General features: G+C 63.7%; 20 protein-coding genes. 7 read left to right on the top strand and 13 right to left on the bottom strand.

Translation table 11 applies throughout. The annotated features are described in order from the left end of the window. Nucleotides 1-23: 23 nt before the first annotated feature. Together HALLA_RS00790 and HALLA_RS00785 are read left to right on the top strand one after the other, a co-directional pair. Complete coding sequence (locus HALLA_RS00790; RefSeq protein ID WP_049951607.1) at nt 24-383, top strand: DUF7857 domain-containing protein; 360 nt, start codon at nt 24-26, stop codon at nt 381-383. After that, nucleotides 380-1048 (top strand): MinD/ParA family ATP-binding protein, encoded by a 669-nt coding sequence (locus HALLA_RS00785; RefSeq protein ID WP_049953957.1) that lies wholly within the window; start codon nt 380-382, stop codon nt 1046-1048. Before HALLA_RS00790 ends, HALLA_RS00785 begins: the two co-directional genes overlap by 4 nt. A gap of 53 nt (nt 1049-1101) precedes the next feature. Here HALLA_RS00785 and HALLA_RS00780 read toward each other — a convergent pair whose 3' ends face one another. The 12 genes from HALLA_RS00780 to HALLA_RS00720 all read right to left on the bottom strand — a co-directional run bounded on the left by HALLA_RS00780 (nt 1102) and on the right by HALLA_RS00720 (nt 14548). Beyond that, entirely contained in the window at nt 1102-1992 is an 891-nt protein-coding gene (locus tag HALLA_RS00780) for a transcription initiation factor IIB (RefSeq protein ID WP_049951606.1), read from the bottom strand. Nucleotides 1993-2623: 631 nt separating this feature from the next. Next, the gene (gene thrC / locus HALLA_RS00770; RefSeq protein ID WP_049951605.1) at nt 2624-3883 is read right to left on the bottom strand and encodes a threonine synthase; all 1260 of its coding nucleotides are present in this window, start codon (nt 3881-3883) and stop codon (nt 2624-2626) included. A gap of 78 nt (nt 3884-3961) precedes the next feature. Next, nucleotides 3962-4885, bottom strand: coding sequence for an ornithine carbamoyltransferase (argF, locus tag HALLA_RS00765; protein ID WP_049951604.1), 924 nt, complete (start codon nt 4883-4885; stop codon nt 3962-3964). After that, complete coding sequence (locus HALLA_RS00760; RefSeq protein WP_049951603.1) at nt 4882-5991, bottom strand: [LysW]-lysine hydrolase; 1110 nt, start codon at nt 5989-5991, stop codon at nt 4882-4884. The genes argF and HALLA_RS00760 overlap by 4 nt, the downstream gene beginning before the upstream one ends. A gap of 7 nt (nt 5992-5998) precedes the next feature. Continuing rightward, entirely contained in the window at nt 5999-7141 is a 1143-nt protein-coding gene (locus HALLA_RS00755; protein WP_049951602.1) for an aspartate aminotransferase family protein, read from the bottom strand. Further along, nucleotides 7138-8004: an acetylglutamate/acetylaminoadipate kinase gene (locus HALLA_RS00750; protein ID WP_049951601.1), complete on the bottom strand. Its 867-nt coding sequence runs from the start codon at nt 8002-8004 to the stop codon at nt 7138-7140. Before HALLA_RS00750 ends, HALLA_RS00755 begins: the two co-directional genes overlap by 4 nt. Further along, nucleotides 8005-9081: an N-acetyl-gamma-glutamyl-phosphate reductase gene (gene argC, locus HALLA_RS00745; RefSeq protein ID WP_049951600.1), complete on the bottom strand. Its 1077-nt coding sequence runs from the start codon at nt 9079-9081 to the stop codon at nt 8005-8007. Next, nucleotides 9081-9959 carry a lysine biosynthesis protein LysX gene (gene lysX, locus HALLA_RS00740; RefSeq protein ID WP_049951599.1) on the bottom strand — a complete coding sequence of 293 codons (879 nt, stop codon included), beginning with the start codon at nt 9957-9959 and terminating at the stop codon, nt 9081-9083. Before lysX ends, argC begins: the two co-directional genes overlap by 1 nt. A gap of 2 nt (nt 9960-9961) precedes the next feature. Continuing rightward, nucleotides 9962-10126, bottom strand: a complete 165-nt coding sequence (gene lysW, locus HALLA_RS00735) for a lysine biosynthesis protein LysW (RefSeq protein ID WP_049951598.1) — start codon at nt 10124-10126, stop codon at nt 9962-9964. A 221-nt stretch (nt 10127-10347) separates the two neighbouring features. Then, nucleotides 10348-11832, bottom strand: a complete 1485-nt coding sequence (argH, locus tag HALLA_RS00730; protein WP_049951597.1) for an argininosuccinate lyase — start codon at nt 11830-11832, stop codon at nt 10348-10350. Nucleotides 11833-11834: 2 nt separating this feature from the next. Then, complete coding sequence (locus HALLA_RS00725) at nt 11835-13070, bottom strand: argininosuccinate synthase (RefSeq protein ID WP_049951596.1); 1236 nt, start codon at nt 13068-13070, stop codon at nt 11835-11837. Nucleotides 13071-13474: 404 nt separating this feature from the next. Beyond that, nucleotides 13475-14548 (bottom strand): helix-turn-helix transcriptional regulator, encoded by a 1074-nt coding sequence (locus HALLA_RS00720; RefSeq protein ID WP_049951595.1) that lies wholly within the window; start codon nt 14546-14548, stop codon nt 13475-13477. 137 nt (nt 14549-14685) lie between these two features. Between HALLA_RS00720 and HALLA_RS00715 the strand changes: the two genes are divergently transcribed. From HALLA_RS00715 to HALLA_RS00705, 3 genes are all read left to right on the top strand, one after another. Continuing rightward, the gene (locus tag HALLA_RS00715) at nt 14686-14868 is read left to right on the top strand and encodes a DUF7554 family protein (protein WP_049951594.1); all 183 of its coding nucleotides are present in this window, start codon (nt 14686-14688) and stop codon (nt 14866-14868) included. A gap of 69 nt (nt 14869-14937) precedes the next feature. Beyond that, nucleotides 14938-15438 (top strand): 2'-5' RNA ligase family protein, encoded by a 501-nt coding sequence (locus HALLA_RS00710; protein WP_049951593.1) that lies wholly within the window; start codon nt 14938-14940, stop codon nt 15436-15438. A gap of 87 nt (nt 15439-15525) precedes the next feature. Beyond that, nucleotides 15526-15894 carry a hypothetical protein gene (locus HALLA_RS00705; protein ID WP_049951592.1) on the top strand — a complete coding sequence of 123 codons (369 nt, stop codon included), beginning with the start codon at nt 15526-15528 and terminating at the stop codon, nt 15892-15894. Between the two features lie 36 nt (nt 15895-15930). Here the strand turns inward: HALLA_RS00705 and HALLA_RS00700 are convergent, their stop codons facing one another. Then, a complete protein-coding gene (locus tag HALLA_RS00700) occupies nt 15931-18105 on the bottom strand; it encodes an ATP-dependent DNA helicase (RefSeq protein ID WP_049951591.1) in 2175 nt (724 codons plus the stop codon). A gap of 95 nt (nt 18106-18200) precedes the next feature. Between HALLA_RS00700 and HALLA_RS00695 the strand changes: the two genes are divergently transcribed. Then, complete coding sequence (locus tag HALLA_RS00695; protein WP_049951590.1) at nt 18201-18713, top strand: hypothetical protein; 513 nt, start codon at nt 18201-18203, stop codon at nt 18711-18713. A gap of 63 nt (nt 18714-18776) precedes the next feature. Next, on the top strand, nt 18777-19286 hold the full coding sequence (locus HALLA_RS00690; RefSeq protein ID WP_049951589.1) for a metallophosphoesterase: 510 nt from the start codon (nt 18777-18779) through the stop codon (nt 19284-19286). The last annotated feature ends 206 nt before the right edge of the window (nt 19287-19492 follow it).

Genomic DNA, 19492 nt, shown 5'->3' with positions numbered 1-19492 from the left:
GCGGTAACGGGACCAATAGCGGCATGGTCGACATCTCGACGAGTACCGAGCGGCGCGACGACGTGACGTTCGTCAGCGCCACCGTAACGAACGATCGGACGACGCCACAGTACGTTCGCCTCGAGAGTACACTCACGCCGGTCTGGCCGCCGCGACGAAACGGCGTCGTCGTCCCGGAGTGGGACGGTTCACGCTGGCGAGGGCGTCTCGAACCCGACAGTCGGCGCGGGATCGGGTTTGCGAGCCCGGCGACGGCGACGGACGATCCGATCAGAATAATCGATGCGAGACGGGACGATGGCCGAGCGGATATCGACGCTCGAACGGTTCGCTCGAGACTCGAGCGATGGACGCCATCAAAGCGAACCGGGACAGGACTGTGATCGTGGCCGTAAGCGGTGGCAAAGGCGGCGTCGGAAAGTCGACGATGGCGTTGAACCTCGGCGCGGAACTCGATGCAGTCGTCGTCGACGGCGACCTCGCGATGGCGGATATCCCGCACGGACGGGGGCCGGACCTTCACGATGTCCTTACAGGACGAGCGGATCCGATCGAAGCAGTACGGACTATCGAGGGTACCCGAGTGCTCCCCTGTGGGCGGTCGTTAGCCGGCGCTCGAGCAGCAGATCTGGGACGGTTCGAGGACATCATCGACACCGTCGAGCGGGAGTTCGGACGCGTGGTTATCGACTGTCCTGCGGGGCTCGCGAGCGACGTCGGCGTGCAGCTACACGTCTCGGATCTGGTCGTGCTCGTCACGACCGATACGGACGAAGCGATCACCGACGCGCTCAGAACGAAACGACTCGCGCTCGAGGTGGAGGCACCGATCGGAGCGGTCGTCCTGAATCGAGCGACCGTCGGTGTCGACCGGAAGCGTGCAATCGAACGCGCACTCGGTGCACCCGTAACCGTCGTCCCGAGTGCACAAGTGGTCCACGAAGCACGAGCGAACGGGTTACCCGTCCGAGAAACGGATTCCGGGTCTATAGCGACCGAGCGCATTCAGCGGCTCGCAGAAACAGTCTCACGTTGTGAGCCGAAGTGAACGACGGCTAGCCAAACGCTCGCTCCACAGGAACGGGCTCAACGTCCGCACCGTCAGTAACACTCCTCGAGTTGATGAATCGTTGATCTGATCGTGACCGGGTTGACGTCGGCGACAGCACCAGCGGATGCCTGCGTAATTCCCTCACAATCTGGACAATCGTTCGCCGCGACGTACAGACACGCTGCTGCAACGCCACTTGGATTTCGACCACCGATCGCACAGTTCTCGAGGAGGGTTTCGACGTGCTCTCGAGCACATTGTTCGATGGTTGTATCGAGGTCGAGTTTCGATGCGTATCGAGGGAGGTACTGCGTCGGATCGATCGGTCCCGTCGAAAGACCGAGTTCTCGGTTGAGAGCGTCGTACGCCGCTTTGAGTTCGGATTCGTCGGCTCGAGAGATGGCGACGATTTCGGAGAGCGTTCGGGCCATCGACAGCGTTCGACAGACCGCATACACCGCGGCGGCCGCGAAACCCTCAAGCGATCGACCGCGGAGAAGGTCTTCGGACTGAGCGGATTTGAAGAGCGCACAGGCCTGTTCTCGAGCGGCGTCCGGGAGCGATAGCTCGGTGATTAACCGTTTGATCCTAGTGAATCCGTACACCTGATTTCGCTCTGCCTTCGTGGAGATCCGGGCCCGATTGTGTTCCCTGCGCATCCGAGCGAGCTGGCGGCGTTTCCGTCCCGTTAACCGCGATCCGGATCCGGATCCGTATCCGATTTCAGTGGAAAGTCCTCTATCGTGACGGGAGCGAGTCAACGGTGCGCCGGTTCGACGTCGGTCGCTGTTGTCGTCCTCGAACGAGCGCCATTCGGGACCGTGATCGATCGCGTTCTCCTCGGAAACGAGACCGCACTCTTCACAGACCGTCTCAGTGCCGTCGGTTCGGAGCTGTCCATCGCATTCTATACATATCGGGTTCGTATTGCCGTCGTCCATTCGCTATTTCCTCTCGTGATAATATACTAATACCAATAGTATTTAAAATATACTAATTGGTTGGAGTTCCAACATAGTGGTGGCCAACATATTATTCGAGCAAGGGGACGAAAACGTGCCCAAATCGAGGGCAAAGAGCAACGGAGAAAGGCCCACACGTAAGCGAGGGAATAAGGAAATTAGTCCAGAAGACGATGAAGACGCCATAGTAGCCCGCGTTCGTCCGCCGTCGATTCCTCCGACTCGGAGTCTCGTTGCTGGAGGACGAGCTCGTACTGATCGATAAGGTTCTGTCGCTCAGTCTCCCTGGCCTCGAGTTCTCGTTCGAGTGCGGCGACCCGAACTCGGAGACGGGTTCGTTCGATCCTGGACGGAAGCGGTTCTCGAGTTCGAGTGTCGTGTTCGATAGTTTGTCCAGTTTCGCTATCGGCGCTGTTGGGAGCGGTTCGCTGTACGCACGCTCGGGGGGTCTTGGTGGGTCGGTGCTCGACGGACATGGAATCCATATAGGTTTTCTGGCCGCAAAAGGTTCAGTCAGTCGGCCGTCAGACGCGTCAGACAGAACGCATGCGGATGAAAGACGACCCGGGAAAAGTGAACGGATCGAGTGATTCGGATGCTCGTCGTAGCGTTACTCGTGAAGGTGCTCGAGAACGCCCTCGGTATCGTTCGGAACCGGTTGCGGATCGCTCCCGGCGGCGGCTGCCGCGTCGGGGTCTTTGAGCAGGTGTCCAGTCGTGAGACAGGCGACGCGTTCGTCGTCGGTAACGACGCCGTCCGCGCGAAGTTTTCGAAGCCCCGCGATCGAAGCCGCGGAGGCGGGTTCGACGCCGATACCTTCCTCGGCGAGATCCCGCTGTGCGTCCGTGATTTCTTCGTCGGAGACGGCGACGGCGGTGCCGTCGGTCTCTCTGATCCCGGGCAGCGCCTTCGGTGCGTTGACCGGGTTTCCGATTCGAATCGCCGTCGCTCGCGTTTCGACGTCGTCCCAGCGGCGAACCTCGTCGGCGTCGTTCTCGATCGCCTCGACCATCGGCGCAGCACCCGCCGCCTGAACGCCGGTGAGCTTTGGTACGTCCTCGAGGGGCAGGTCCCCGACCTGCACCAGTTCCCTGAACGCCTTGTACAGCGCCGAGGTGTTGCCGGCGTTTCCGACCGGAAGGACGATTCGATCCGGGAACGCGCCGTAATCGTCGCGGAAGGCCTCGAGAATCTCGAGGCCGATCGTCTTCTGACCCTCGAGTCGAAACGGGTTCAGCGAGTTCAGGAGGTAGGCTTCGCCGCGGGCGGCCAGTTCCTGAACGATGTCGAGACAGGAGTCGAAGTTCCCGTCGACTTCGAGGATCCGCGCGCCGTGGAGGCTCGCCTGGGCGATCTTTCCGGCCGCGACTTTCCCGGCGGGGAGGAGAACGAGTGTCTCCATCCCACCGCGCGAGCCGTAGGCCGCGAGCGCCGCGCTCGTGTTTCCGGTCGAGGCGCAGGCGAGTCGGTCGACGCCGAGTTCCTTCGCGACGGCGACGCCGACGGTCATGCCCCGATCCTTGAACGAGCCGGTCGGGTTCATTCCCTCGTGTTTGATTCGCAGGGCCTCGACCCCGACGTCGTTCTCGAGGCGCGGCACCTCGTACAGCGGTGTGGCACCCTCCTGGGTCGTCACGCCCGAGTCGAGCGGGAGCGCGTCGGCGTATCGCCAGACGCCCCGCCCCTCGAAATCATCGAGGGAGGGGAGGTCAACGTAGCGAACCTCGAGCAATCCGTCGCACTCGTCGCAGGTGTAGCGAATGTCCGCGAACGGCGCGAACGTTTCGCCACACTCGATGCACTCGAGCCAGGCACCGTCTTCGGCGTCTACGGGCGGTGCCGGCTGTTCCGCGGCAAGACTCAGACTCATTATCGGCGAGAGGAGCGGGACGGGCAAAAAGTGAGTGGGTTTGGCCGCTCGGTGACGCGCTCCGATCGGACGACGCGGCTACTCGAGGAGCCAACTCAGCAACGCCTTCTGTGCGTGCAATCGGTTCTCCGCCTGATCGAAGACGATCGAGCGGTCGCCCTCGATCACGCCGTCGGAGATTTCCTCGCCGCGGTGGGCGGGCAAACAGTGCATCACCGACGCGTTTGGCGCGTGCTCGAGTAAGTCCGCGTTGACCTGAAAGCCCTCGAAGTTGTCCATGCGAACGTCGCGTTCGTCCTCCTGTCCCATGCTGATCCAGACGTCGGTGTAGACGACGTCGGTATCAGCGACAGCTTCGACGGGGTCGGTCGTGGTCGTGAGGTGGCCACCCAGATCGGCCACTCGGTCGACGACTTCGTCGTCGATCCCGTAGCCGGCGGGTGTAGCGACGGTCAGGTCGATTCCCGCGAGCGCGGCACCGATCGCGAACGACTGGGCGACGTTGTTACCGTCGCCGACCCAGGCCGCCGACACACCGTCGAACGCGTCGCTCGACGAGCCGCCTTGTTGTTCGCGGATCGTCAGCAGATCGGCGAGCGTCTGGCAGGGGTGGGCGTCGTCGGTGAGTCCGTTGACGATCGGCACCGACGAGTACTCCGCGAGGACTTCGATGTTCTCGTGTTTGAAGACTCGAGCCATGACCGCGTCGACGTACCGCGAAAGCGTTCTCGCGGTGTCTTTGAGCGGTTCGCCTCGGCCGAGTTGAATGTCGTCCGCGCCGAGGAACACGGCGTGTCCGCCGAGTTGGGTCATCCCCGTTTCGAAAGAGACGCGCGTACGCGTACTCGGCTTCTGAAAGATCATTCCGAGCGTCTGGCCCGGAAGGTCTTCGTGACTCTCGCCCTGGTGCTGTGCTCGTTTGTATCGCTCCGCGCGCTCGAGGATCGTCTCGAGTTCCGAAGCGGAGAGATCATCGATATCGAGTAAGTGTCGTGTCGTCATTGGGTATCACCGCGAAGGTCTGCTGCGACGGACTCGAGGACGGAAATGGAACGATCGAACTCGGACAGCGAAAGGCGTTCGTTCGGCGCGTGATCGAGATCCGAGTTTCCGGGGCCGTAGGTCGCCATCGGACAGTCCCAACTGCCGGCGTAGATGTTCATATCGCTGGTTCCGGTCTTTCGGAGCAACCGTGGATCGGCGTCCTGCTCGCGGATCGCCGCGCGAAACGCCCGCGCGACTTCGGTCCGCGGGCTCTCCATGACCGGCGGGATCGGCTCCGCCCAGGAGACGGTGCCGATCTCGAGTTCGGCTTCGGCGGTCTCGCGAACCGCTTCGGCGGTGAGCGTCGGCGGGATGCGCAATTGCACGTCCAGGGTCGTCTCGACCGACAGGCCGTCCTCGCTCGAACCGCCGTCGACGTCGACGGGTTTGGCCGTCACGCGTTCGAAAACGGGATGGTACTCGTCGTCCGCGAAGGCGTCCTCGACGGCCGTCCACCAGTCGATCGCGTGTTGAATCGCGTTCGGTTCCGGCCGGGAGGTGTGGCCGGACTCGCTGGTCGCAACGTAGGTCCCCGCGAGAAAACCGCGATAGCCGAGGGTGATCCCGGTCGCGCCGCTGGGTTCGCCGTTGACGACGGCGTCGGGTTCCTCGCGGTCGACGGCCAGGTGACGCGCGCCGCGGGAGTTGGTCTCCTCGCCGACGACGCCGACGAAGGAGACGCCCGTTCGTACGGCGGCGACGGCCATCGCTGCGAGCGGACCGGTGGCGTCGACGCTGCCCCGCCCCCAGAGGACGTCTTCACCCTCCTCGCTGGCGACCTCGGACTCGAGGTCGTCCGCGTCGGCTGGGCGAACCTCGACCGGAATCTCGCCGGGAACGGTGTCGACGTGGGAGGTCAGCAAAACCGCGTCGTCGGCCGGCGCGCGAACGTTGCCGACCTCGTCGATCCAGGCCTCGCGGCCGTTCGCCGTGAAGAACTCGACGAGGCGTTCGGCCGCCTTGCGTTCCTCGCCGCTGGGGGAGGAAATCGAGACGAGATCGATCAACAGGTTCCGTGCGTTCTCGGGCGAGACATCGGTCGGTTCGGGTTTGCTCGCAGTCATAGTTACGTTAGGACTCGGAGACGACGACTTCGGCCAGCGCGCCCACGAGCTGATCCGCGTCGGCCTCGTCGATCACCAGCGGCGGCAGCAGGCGCAGAACGGTCCGACCCGCCGGGAGCGCCAGGATTTGGTGGTTCATTGCTAGGTCCCGTGCGGCCCGGTTTGCGCCGCGTTTCAACTCGATACCGATGAGCAGCCCCTCGCCGCGGACCTCCCGCACCTCGTCGCCGAGGGCGGCCTCGAGTTCCGCCGTGAGATACTCGCCCATCTCGGCGGCGTGAGCGGGCCACTCCTCCTCGACCAGCGTCGAGATGGTCGCGTGGACCGCCGCGGTGACGACGGGACCGCCGCTGAAGGTTGCGTTGTGGGAAGCCGCGCCGTCAGCGATCCAGTCGCGGACCGCGACCGCGCCGACGGGCAGGCCGTTGCCAAGCCCCTTGGCCGTCGTCAGGATGTCTGGTGTGACGCCCGCGTTCTGACAGGCCCACATCGAACCCGTCCGACCCATGCCGGTCTGAACCTCGTCGAAGACGAGCGCCGCGCCGGCGTCGTCGGTGACCTCGCGTGCCGTCTCGAGGTAGCCCGCCGGCGGAACGTTGATCCCGCCCTCGCCCTGGATCGGCTCCAAGATGACCGCCGCAGTCTCGTCGTCGACGGCGGCCGCGAGTTCCTCGCTGTCGCCGTACGGAACGAACTCCACGTCACCTGCAAGCGGTTCGTAGGGTTTCTTGTACTTGTCCTTCCAGGTGGCCGCGAGCGCTCCCATCGTCCGGCCGTGGAACGAGCGGGTCGCGGCGACGATCTTCGACTCGCCGGTCGCCGAGCGGGCGAATTTTAGCGCAGCTTCATTTGCCTCGGTCCCGGAGTTACAGAACCAGGCCTGATCCAGTCCGTCGGGCGTCGACGCGACGAACGAAGCGTAGGCGTCCTCGCGCGACTGAACGGGATAGGAGGAGTCGATGAATATCAGGTTTTCGACTTGTTCGCAGACTGCGTCGACAACCGCCGGGTGACTGTGCCCGAGCGGCGTGCAGGCGAAGCTTGCACCCGCGTCGATGTACGCCGTCTCGTCGGCCGTGTAGAGGTACGGTCCCTCGCCGCGCTCGATGCCGATCGGCTTGCCGCCGGAAACGAAATCGTGGTCGCTCATTCTGTGGCCTCCGTTTTCGCGTTCTCGTCATCCTCGAGCACATCGGGCAGCAGGGTCGTCCCGTCGCCATGGAGTGCGCTCGTGATCGGGTCGTCCGCGTTCGCGTCCGCGACGACGACCGAGGCGGCTCCGCCCTCGAGGGACTCCTCGGCCGCCATCACCTTCTTCGTCATGAATCCTTCCGCGGCGTCTTTGACGGTCTCGAACTCCGCGGGCGTCGAGGCCCCGTCGATCTTGGTCGACTCGTCGTCGGGATCCTCGTAGATCCCCGACACGTCTGTCAGGAGGACGAGATCCGCCTCGAGCGCGCCCGCGACCGCGGCAGCCGCGCGGTCCGCGTCGGCGTTGACGGCGGTGTAGCCGCCGTCTTTCTCCCTCCCGAGTACCGGAACGGAGACGACGGGCGTGTACGAACTCGAGAGCAGCGTCTCGAGCAGGTCCGCGTTGACCGACTCGATCGTTCCCGAGTGGTCGCCGCGTTTGATCTTCTTCTTGCCGTCCTCTTTGACCCTAACTGCGGATTTTCGCTTGCCCGAGAGCAGCTTTCCGTCGGTGCCGGTGAGCCCAACTGCGTCGACGCCCTCGTTCTGGAGGGCCTCGACGAGGTCCGTGTTGAGCTTCCCCGGCATCACCATCTTGAAGACGTCCATCGTCCGTTCGTCGGTGAATCGGCCGACGACGCCGCCGGGCGTTTCGACGTAGGTCGGCTCCTCGCCGAGTTCCTCGAGCGTCTCGTCGACGGCGGTCGAACCGCCGTGGGTGAGGACGACATCCTCGCCGTCCTCGACGAGCGAGGCGACGTCAGCGAGCGCACCCTCGGGGTCGACGGCGCGTGCGCCGCCGATTTTGACGACGGTTACCATCTACGGTGCCCCCACGGGGTGTAGTCCCGTAAACTCGAGTCCGGCGGTCTCCTCGAGACCGAGCGCGATGTTCGCCGCGTGGACGGCCTGTCCGGCCGACCCCTTCATCATGTTGTCGATGGCCGAAAAGACCACGACCCGCTTGTTCGACGGATCGAGTTCGAAGCCGACTTCGGCCATGTTCGTTCCTGCAATGGCCTTCGGTTCGGGGTAGCGATAGACGCCCGAGCCGCCGGCGGCCATCCGGACGAACGGCTCGTCCTCGTACTCGCCGCGGTAGGCCTGCCAGAGGTCGCCCTTCGAGACCGGTCCCGAGGGGAAGACGTGACTGGTCGCGCTCGCGCCGCGGATCATATCCACGGCGTGGCAGGTAAAGGAGACCGAGGTGCCGAGGAACTGCTCGATTTCGGCCTCGTGTCGGTGGCCCGTCGGCGCGTACGGGCGGACGACGCCCGAGCGCTCGGGGTGGCTCGAAGCCTCGCCGCCGCCGGCCCCGCCTTCCGAGGAGCCGACCTTGACGTCGACGACGATCTGTTCGTCGCCGTCGAGGATATCGTGTTCGAACAGCGGGTACAGCCCGAGGATCGTCGCCGTGGCGTTACAGCCGCCACCAGCGATCAGGTCCGCACCCTCGAGGTTCTCGCGGTTGATCTCGGGAAGCGCGTATTCGGATTTCTCGAGGTACTCCGGCGCGTCGTGGCCGTCGTACCACTCGTCGTACTGGGCCTCGCGCTCGAGTCGAAAGTCCGCCGAGAGGTCGACGACGGTGTCTGCAACGTCGAAAAATTCGTCGATCTGCCCCATCGACACGCCGTGTGGCGTCGCCGCGAAAAGCACGTCGACGCTCTCGAGATCGGCAGGTTCGGTAAAGCGCAGGTCCGTCCCGCGAAGCGGCGGGTGGACCGAGCCGACGCTCTTGCCGGCTTTCGACCGGCTGGTCACCTCGACGAGTTCGATGGAGGGGTGGCTCGCGAGCAGACGCAGGAGTTCCCCGCCCGTGAAGCCGCTCCCGCCGATGATGCTGGCGGTAACCGTTTCGGCGTCCGTGCCGACATCGTCCAGCGAGTTGACCCCCATCAGGCGCTCACCTCGAGTTCGGCGTCGGACGCCTCGACGGCTTTCCGTTCGATCCAGTCGACGACGGTTCCGGCGACGTCGGTTTCGACGGCCGAATCGAGCGCCTTGAACTCGACGGTGTGGTTGACCTCGTGGACGGTGTAACTGTCACCGGTCTCCATGAGGTCGACGCCGAGCAGCCCACCGCCGACGGCGTCACTCGCGTCCTGAACGAGGGTTTTCGCTTCCTCGTCGAGTTCGAAAACGTCGGTCTCGGCCCCTTTGGCGGCGTTCGTGAGCCAGTGGTCCGAAGAGCGAGCCATCGCGGCGACCGGCTCGCCGTCGATAGCCAGCACGCGAATATCGCGACCCGGCTTCTCGACGAACTCCTGAACGTAGAACACCTTGTGCTCGTAGTGGCCGAGCGTCGCCTTGTGCTCGAGGATCGCTTCCGCGGCGTCTCGAGAGTCGATCTTGGCCATCAGGCGACCCCACGAACCGACGACCGGCTTGAGGACGCAGGGGTAGCCGAACTCCTCGATGGCCTCGAGCGCGCTGTCTTTGGTGAACGCGACGGTCGTCTCGGGCGTCGGCACGCCCGCGGCCTCGAGCGCGAGGCTGTTTTTGACCTTGTCGGCGCAGATATCGGCCGTTTCGTTCGAGTTGATGATCGGGATGTCGTATGCCTCGAAGAACTTCGTCGCGTACAGGCTTCGGCTCGTCGCGAGACAGCGATCGATCACGATGTCGAGACCGGCGAACGAGTCGGGCGCTCCCGAGATGTCGAACGTCTGCTTGCGGACGTCGATCTTTTCGACCTCGTGGTCGCGGTCGCGAAGCTCCGAGAGGAGCAGCTTCTCGTCCTTGCGGATTCGTGAGTAGAGGAGTCCTACTTGCAAGGTTACTCACCCCAGTCCTCTTCGAGCTCGGGGGCCCGTTCGAGGACTGGCGGCGCGGTGTCGACGACTTCTAGCTCTGCTCCACAGGTCGTACAGTCAACGATCTCTCCAACTTCCAGATCGTCGTGAAGGGCGACGTCCGCCCCACACTCGACGCATTCGGTCATTGTACTCCCAACTGGGAGGTGATTACCCTTAAACCTGTCGAACCTAACAGCACAATTACAATACTGCACGCCGCACTAACGGAGTCTACGTATGTTTTTCAGGAATATTTGTGCCGATATATCAGAGTTTAGGTGTATGTTGGCCCCGCGGGGGCCGCCGGGGTAACGGGGTCGTGAGCCCGGTTGGGACCCGACCGGCCGCGGTGCGTGTCGAAATCGCGTCACACATACTCACCCACCTCCTGGCGGAGCGACGCGTGTGCACTCGAGAGTCGGTCCTCGAGCGCGTCGCGGTCCGTGCGGTCGACCTTGAGCGCCTGCCGACCGGACTCGAGCTGGTCTCGGACGGCCGACGGGGCGGGTCCACCCTGCGAGTCGCGACTGGCGACGCTCTCGGCCGGATCGAGCGCCGCTTCGACCGCGGCCGGATCGACGTAGCTCTCGAGCGGTTCGCCGAGAACCTCGGCGGCCGCGGCCTCGATCGCCTCGAACTCGTCGTCGGTGTCCACTTCGGCCGCGCGTGCGACCACCTCGTGGGCGGTCCGGAACGGCAACCCGTTTTCCGCCAGCAGATCCGCGACGCCGGTCGCGGTCGAGAAGCCGGCACCCGCTTCATCGGCGAGTTCGGCTTCGTTCCAGTCGGCCGTCGAGACCGCCCCGGCCGCGACTTCCGTCGCTTCGCGAACGGCGTCGACCGCCTCCCAGGCGTGGGGCGTGGCGCGCTGTAAATCGCGGTTGTACGCGCGCGGGAGTCCTTTCAACGTCGTCGTCAACCCCTGTACTTCGCCGGCCGCGTCGCCGGCGACCGCGCGAACGAGTTCGAGCGTGTCGGGGTTTTTCTTCTGGGGCATGATCGACGACGTCGAGGAGTAGTCGTCCGAGAGGTCGACGAACCCGCGGTTCGCGAAGATTATCACGTCCTCGGCGAGTCCCGACAGCGTCGTCGCGAGCGTCGAGAGCGCCTGGGTCGTCTCGAGCAGGAAATCCCGGCTCGAGGAGGCGTCCATCGAATTCTCGAGGACGGAGTCGAAGCCGAGCAGGTCGGCCGTCCGCTCGCGGTCGATATCGAACGTCGTCCCGGCGAAGGCCGCCCCGCCGAGGGGCGACTGGTTGATTCGACCGTACGCGTCTAACAATCGCGCCGTATCGCGACGGACGGCGTTCTCGTAGGACAACGCCCAGTGGCCCACCGTGATCGGCTGGGCCGGCTGGAGGTGCGTGTAGCCGGGCATGGTGGTTTCGGCGTGTTCGTCGGCGACCTCGAGTAACGCCTCGCGGAGCGCGAGCGTCGTCTCGATCGCCGAGAGGACATCCTCGCGGAGGCGATAGCGGATGCAGGTCGCCACCTCGTCGTTGCGCGAGCGGGCGGTGTGCATCTTCCCGCCGTCGGGACCGATCTGTTCGATGACGGCAGTTTCGATCGCCTCGTGTACGTCCTCGCCGTCGGGCAGATTCTCGTGGCCTTCGACTTCGATCGCGTCGAGCGCCGTGAGGATCTTCCCGGCAACGTCCGACTCGACGATTTCGCACTCGGCGAGCATCACGACGTGTGCGCGGTCGACCTCGAGGTCCGCCTCGAAGATGCGCGCGTCCGCCTCGAGCGAGGAGAGAAAGCTCCGTGCGGGCCCGCCGCTGAACCGGTCCCGGCGGACGACACCCTCGCTGGTTCCATCGGCGTTCCCGCCGTCAGCGTTCTCTCCTGTCATGCTTATTCCTCGCTCGAGTCGTCGCCGCCGTCGGTCGCGACCGAAACGGCGTCGCCGTCGATGTCCTCGATCGCGGCGTTTGCGAGACGGCGCTGGAAGCCGTGGTACTTCGCGACGCCCGTCGCGTCCTCCTGTTTGATCTTACCGACCGTTTCGGTGTCGAAGGAGGCGTGGGCCGCCGAGTACGCCGCGTACTCGCTGTCGCGGGCAACCGGGCGGGCCTGTCCGCCCTCGAATCTGATGGTAACCGTTCCGGTGACGCGCTTTTGAGTCTCGGCGATGAATCCCTCGAGCGCGTCGACAAGCGGCGCGTCGATCAGCCCCTCGTAGCCCTTCTGGGACCACTGCTGGTCGATCTGCTGTTTGAACTGGCGCTCTTCTTGGGTGAGCACGAGGCCCTCGAGCGCCTCGTGGGCGTTGAGCAGCGTCGTCGCCGCCGGGTGCTCGTAGTTCTCGCGAACCTTGAGACCGAGCATGCGGTCTTCCATCGAGTCAGTGCGACCGACGCCGTAGGAGCCGGCGAGCTCGTTGAGCGTCTCGATCAGGTCGATCGAGTCGTACTCCTCCCCATCGATGCCGACGGGGTAGCCCTGTTCGAACGAGATCTCGATTTCTTCGATATCGCCGGTCGGCTCGTCGGTCCACTCGTAGATATCAGTCGGCGGAACGTAGCTCGGGTCCTCGAGCTTGTCGCCCTCGACCGAACGGCTCCAGAGATTGGTGTCGATCGACCAGTCGCCGCCGCTGCCGCCCTCGACGGGCAGGTTCTTCTCGTCGGCGTACTCCTGTTCCCACTCGCGCGTGAGCCCGAGTTCGCGAACCGGTGCGATGACCTCGAGGTCGGAGTCGCGCCAGATCGCTTCGAAGCGGAGCTGATCGTTTCCTTTGCCCGTACAGCCGTGTGCGATACCGGTACAGTCGTTTTCTTCTGCAACCTCGAGAATCGCCTCGGCGATCACCGGGCGTGCGAGGGCGGTTCCAAGCGGGTAGCCCTGATAGGTCGCGTTCGCGCGAACGCTCTCGAGACAGAGCTGTGCAAACTCCTCCTTGGCGTCGACGACGTAGTGTTCGAGGCCGAGCGCTTCGGCCGTCTCTTCGGCCTCGTCGAATTCGGAGGCCGGCTGACCGACGTCGACGGTGACGCCGATAACGTCGTCGTATCCGTACTCTTCCTCGAGCAGCGGGACACAGACGGTCGTGTCCAGTCCGCCCGAAAACGCAAGTGCCACACGTGTCATATCGTACTCGAGTGAAACGGAAGGGGAGACTTAAGTTCATTGGTTTAAGTCTCGTAAAAATACGATAGAGCGCCTGCTAACTACAAATAGAGAGTTCGAAGTGTGGAAATCATCGGCGTTGTGGGAAGGAAATAGTGCGGGCTCAAAAGGCCCGCCGCGGCCGCCGCCGAGGGGTGAACCTGTCGGTCACGGAATCGCGAACCGAAGCACCGATCAGGTTGCTCATTGTGCTGAGTATGATACTCGAATCACTTAAAGGCTCCTTTGTGAGGCGATCGCTACGCGATTCGGGGATTGATCAGAGACGGCCTCCAAAAGAGGATGTACAGAGGCGGGAATAGTGCGGAGACCAGCAGTAGACGGGAAAGTGACGATAGTGCGATGTTTTCTCGACAGCGCCGAGCCTATTCGTCGGAGCGGTCGTCAGCTTCCTCCTCGGCTACCGTCAAGACGTTCTCGCGACCGATTCTGAAGACATCGATTTCGTCATCCTCGCGCAATCCGCTGACGACCTGACTGGTTTTCGCTTCGGTCCAGTCGAGTTCCGAGACGACCTGCTGTTGTTTGAGACGGCCGCCCCGCTTCTCGAGTAACTGTAATACGCGCTCTTCGTTGCTCAGCAGTTCGGGGGGCGGCATCGTTGCCTGACCGGCATCGGTGGCAACCGACTCCGCCGATTCAGCGCCGTTTTCGGGGGCCGTTACCGGCTCGTCACCGTCGCGTCTGAACAACCACCCCGCAACGACGGCGGTCGTCGTGACGACGACGAGAACGGCCGCGGCGGCGAGCGTATCGGCCGGCATCGACCGCGGTCCGCCATCTTCGGGCGACGATTCGTTCGCCGAATCGCTTTCTTCGATCAGTTCGACCTTCGGGGGTTGTGCGTCGGATCCAGCGTCGTCACCGTCCCACGTCGCCCAGTTGTCCTCGGATGTGGTGGGCTCCGGATCGACCGCGGTAACGTTGTAGGTGTCGGGCCAACCGATCTGCAATTCCGTATCGTCGTCGAGCATGAATCCTGTTAGTGCATCACCCGCTTCGATCCGGTTTAATTCGACGTAGGCGAACGATTCCCAATCGAAGGTAAACTGGACGTGGCCGTACTCTCGGGGCGTCGTGCTTTCGTTCGTTTCGACGGTGAATCCGGAGACGTTCATATCGCGGCCGGTTTCGTTCTCGCCTTCCTCGAGGGTCTCCTGCCAACTGGACGCCTCCTCGTCGATGTACGTCTGATCGTTCGAATTGACGTCTTGCTCCAGTTCGTCCCACTGTTCGGCCGTCTCGGAGTCGTTGCCGATATGGTATCGGTAGTCGACGGAGACGGTCGCGTTGCCGTCGGACTGGAGTTCCACTTCGGTCAAGATGGTATCGGCATCATCGAGCGTCAGTTCGTCCCCGGAGCCTTGCTGTATCGCGGCGGGGGACGTCGATCCGACGTCAGCCGTCGCACCCGCTGGCGAGCCCACCACGAGCAACATACTTGTTACCACGAGCACACAAACCAGGGCTCGAAGCCCCTTCCCGACCATTGTACGGTGATGGTATGGCCGCCTAAATAGGTCTTTCCGACTCCGACGACACAGTGCTTATGTGACAGTCACGCAAAGCAGAACGTATGATCGATACCAGCGGGTCCATCGAAGTCGAAACGCTGTTGAAGGTCGTGCTCGCGCTGCTTGCCGTCTGGCTCGTCCTCTCGATCGTTGGCAGGGTCGTTAACTGGCTCCAGGCGTTGCTCCCGATTTTGCTGTTGGGGACGATCATCCTGATCGTCCTCTGGCTGCTCGACATCGTCTAACCCCGGCCGTCGTGCCAGCGGTCGCTCGAACCGAACACTGATACGATACCAGACGAATCGAAAGCGTACGTGTACAGCGTCAACGTCCCCGTTCCCGGGCAGGCCCGACAGCTCGCAACGGAACTCTATCCGTCGCTCCGGGCCTTCGAGACGATTCGCGAGAACCACTCGATGGTCCTCAAACGACTCGGCGACCAAGCGCACATCTCGCAGTTACAACACCGGGTCAATCGCGCGCTCGAGGGAACGGCCCCCGTCGAGGCCCGAATCGTGGGGATCGAATACTTTTCCGATCCGCCGTTGGGGACCGCTCCCGTCGTCTATCTGGCGGTCGAAAGTCCCGGTCTCGAGTCGATCCACCGCGAGTTGCTCGACGCGTTCGATCCCGTCGACGGACTCGAGGGACCGGAGTACGTCCCCCATATCACGCTGGCTCGAGGTGGCTCTCTCGAGGATGCAACGCAACTCGCATCGCGAGATCTCGAACCGATCGAGTGGACGGTCGACGGTCTCGAGTTCTGGAACGGAACGGAAAAGGTGCCGGTGAGCCGCGTTCCATTGTCAATGTGAGTTCCCCTCCTGTGTGACAATTCAAACAGATGATTGGTCAGTAACACAGCCAGAAATTATTACACGTCGGTGTCAGAACCAACCGGTATGCACAGACGAGCGTTTCTGGCGATTGCGGCGATCACTCCGCTTGCCGGCTGCGGAGGAGTTCTGGGCGGTAGCGGCGTCGATGCCACGTTAGACGACGAGACGCGAGCCGAGTTCGAGGCCGAGGAGGGGACCGAACTGACCGCGACCGTCGAGGTACAGGAAATCGCAGAGACCGGCGAGGATTCGGACGAAGACCCGGACGTCGAACGGGATTCGATCGGGTTTCAGATCCAACACGAGGACGAAGGCCCCATCGAAACGTGGAGCGTCGAAGACGAAGAGACGTTCGACGTGACCGTCGAGAACGGCGGGACGCACTATGCGGTCGTCATGAGCGGGACCGCCGACGTGGCTATCGAGTGGTAGTTCACTCCGTTCTGCAGGAACTCCACTACCAGTGGGTTACGGCTCGGGCGGGTCACCGTCGTACCGATCGTGATCCGCGTAGAAGTTCAACATCGCGAACTTGAGTTTCTCGGGATCGATATCGATCAGTTCCTCGCGTTCCTCTATCGGAAACGTACTGTTGACGCTGTACTTGCCGAGATCCGACTTCGCTCGAGAGGAGTACCGGCGGTCGAGGACGGCCCGGACGCCGACGTCTTCGGGCGAGCGAATCACCCGACCGAGCGCCTGTCTGGTCTTTCTGACGGTCGGGATTTCGACGGCGTAGCGCCAGCCCGTGTCGGTGCCGTCGAAGGCCGCGTCGTAGGCCTCCTGTACCGCCTCGGCGCGGTCGTCGAGGTGCGGGTACGGCACGCCGACGACGAGGACCGTCGTGGCGTCGTCGCCGTCGAAGCTCACGCCTTCCGCGAGCGTTCCCCACAGCGAGGTACAGAGCACAGCGTCGTCGTCCGCGACGAACTTCCGGCGCAGGTCTTCGACGGATACGCCCGGTTCGTCGCTGTAGACCGACGCGGCGGGGGACCGCCTCTCGAGTCGGTCGGCGTACCGCGTCGCCTCGGCGTAGTTGGGGAAGAACGCGAGCGTGTTTCCGGGGGTGAGCCGAACCGCGTCGGCGATCGCGTCGGTGACGGCCGTCTGAACCTCGAGATCGTCTCGGTCCGACGAGAACAGCGGCGGCGTTTCGACGGCGTACGTTCGGCGATTCTCCGCGGGGAACTGGAGGCCGTAGGCCATGGTCACCGGTTCGGCGAGACCGAGGACGTTCTCCGTGACATCGAAGGGCTGGAGCGTCGCGCTCATCAACACCGTCGAGTGGACCTCCTCGAACAGTTCGCCCGTCACTTCTCGCGGGAGACAGCTGTACAGTTCGGCGCGGCCGTAGACCTCGCCGGTTCCCGCATCCCGACGGACCGAGACGACCGGGTACAGTCCCTGGTTCGTCCCCTCGTCCATCCACGCGCTGACGAACGATGCGGCCTGTAACGTCTGACACTCCGTTCTGGTCGCCGTCTCGCCCTCCCGATACTCCTCCTCGTACTGCTCGTCGAGTCGTTTGCCGAGTTTCAACGCGGCCTCGAGATCCGTGTCGATGCCCTGGCCGGAGTATCGCTGCAGGAAGGCGATCGCTAGATCGTCTCGGCCCTCGTCGTTGCTGATCGGCACGTCCTCCCAGTTCTCGCCGATCTGCTCGCGTCGACCGAATCCGAACGAGTCCTCGTAGGTGTCGACGAGGGCGGTTGCGAACGCGCTGATGACGTTCCGTGCGGGTTCTGCCAGCGGATCGTCGGTATCCGCGAGTTCGTCGAGCGCGGATTCGAAAGTCCGTTCCGTGCAGGTTCGCGTCGCGTGCTCGCGGGCGGCGTCCTCGACGTTGTGCGCCTCGTCGAAAACGGCGATCACGTCCGACGGATCGCGTCCGAGCCACCGGAAGAACTGCTCTCGAATGCCCGAATCCAGCAGGTGGTGATAGTTACAGACGACCAGATCGACGCCCTCGATCCCCTCTTTGAGGAGTTCGTACCCGCAGAGGTTCCGCTCGTCGGCGTACTCGTAGATCTGATCGGGCGTCCGCACGTCCTCGAAGAGCCAGCCGAAGAACTCGTCGGTGTTCTGGGTGAGGTTGTTGTGGTAGTACTCACAGACGTTCTGCTCGTCGAGGTCTTCGAGATCCTCCTCGAGTTCCTCGAGTTCGTCCATCACCGCGCTTCGGGCCTCCGCTGCGCTCGAGTCGCCCTCCCGGCTCTCTGCTAAGAGTTCGCGCTGGCGTTGCTCGAGTTGGTCGTGGTCGCGTTCGGTTTCGACGAGCGAGCGGGTGTTGTCACGCAACGCCTGGCACTCTTCGTAGCCGACGTCGATGTGACACATCGAGGCTTTGCCTTTGAAAACGATCGTCCGAATCGACTCCTCGGCGGCGATCGCTCGCGCCTCGGCGACGAACTGGCGCATCTGCTGGTGGACGTTCGTCGTGATGACGACCGTCTTGTCCTGCTCGCGGGCGACCTCGAGGGCCGGCACGAGCGACGACAGCGTCTTTCCCGTTCCGCAGGCTCCCTCGAAGAGCACGTTCTGGCCGCGAACCAGCGAGTTGTACATCCGCTCCATCGCTTCCCGCTGGTTTTCGTACGGCTCTTCGTAGGGGAAAAAGCGCATGTACCCGTCAGTCTCGGCCACGATGAGTGATACGTTCCTCCCGCGATAAAAGGATTCGTCTCGACCCGGCGTACGCACGCACCAACCATACTACCTCCCCACGCTGAGGGAAATCGATGGCAATCCCCGGATACGATCCGACCGACGTGCACGAGATCACGCTCGAGTATCAGGACGAATCCTCGCGCGTGCTCGCCTCGAACACACGCGAGGACGAAACCGACGAAGGGGACCGCAGAGAACGAGACGAAGGTGCGATTCGAAAGCGCGCACACGCTGCGATCGTCGCCGATCGGATTCCCGATTCGGTTCACGTGAGCGAGAGCGATCGGACGGCACCCGACGATGCACTCACCAAGCCGGTCGAACTCGTCGGATTCGAGGGAATCGAGGGACTCGAGGCGATTCAACTCACGCTCGCGTACGATCCCGCGGCGCTTCCGCCGGGAGCGAGCCCGACGGACGTCGCGGTCGGCGTCCAGACACAGACGGGATACGAGCAGGTCCCCTCGGCGGTCGACCTCGAGCGGACGACCGTCACCGCAATCCTGACGGAACCGCCGGTGAGCGAAACGGTCGTCGCGCTCCACGCAGCAGACGACGAAGAGTTGATCGGTCAAATCGAGTGAGAAGACGCGAGCCTGCTGCCGGACAAACGAAAAGTTCGTCGGGCCCGACGCGGTAGCGACCCCATGATCGCGATTTGCTCCGATACGCACAGCACCGGCGGCCACCAACTCGAGGGCGCACCGCTCGAGGCGGTTCGAGACGCGTCGGCGGTCCTCCACGTCGGCGATTTTACGAGTACAACGGCGCTCGAGGCGTTCCAGTCCGAGTGCGATCGGCTCTACGCGGTTCACGGCAACGCCGATTCGGTCGCGGTCCGGGATCGGCTTCCGACGGCACGAACCGTCGAGCACGACGGCCTCCGCATCGCCATGACCCACCGGCGGGACGGTGGCGAAACGGGGCTGGCGATGTTCGGTCGATCGCGAGACGCGGAGATCGTCGTCTCAGGACACACCCACCAGCCGACTGTCGTCGAGACGGACGACGTACTGCTGCTCAATCCCGGCAGCCACGCCGATCCGCGCGGAAACACGCCCGGCTTTGCGACGATAGAAGTCGAGTCCGACGCGTTCGAGGGACGGCTACTCGCGACCGACGGCACCGTCCTCGAGACCTTCGGCGGCCAGTTGTAACCAAGCAACAAGGGATCGGCTGCTATTGGGGTACTATCGACAAATCGACTGCGCCAGCGGGGACCACTGCGCGGACGAGAGGAGCGGGTAGACGGCAGTTGGACAGGCACCGCGGTGGGACAGGTCAGCAAGCCCGAGCGGACTCGAGCCTGCCTGACGAATGGTGTGAGCCGGTCGTGGACCGGCTGAGGGCGGGACCAGCGGGC

Origin of the sequence: Halostagnicola larsenii XH-48 (assembly GCF_000517625.1) — an archaeon.
Taxonomy (GTDB): Archaea; Halobacteriota; Halobacteria; order Halobacteriales; family Natrialbaceae; genus Halostagnicola; species Halostagnicola larsenii.
Note: the sequence above shows the minus strand (reverse complement) of the source record. Positions and strands in the feature narration are given on the sequence as shown.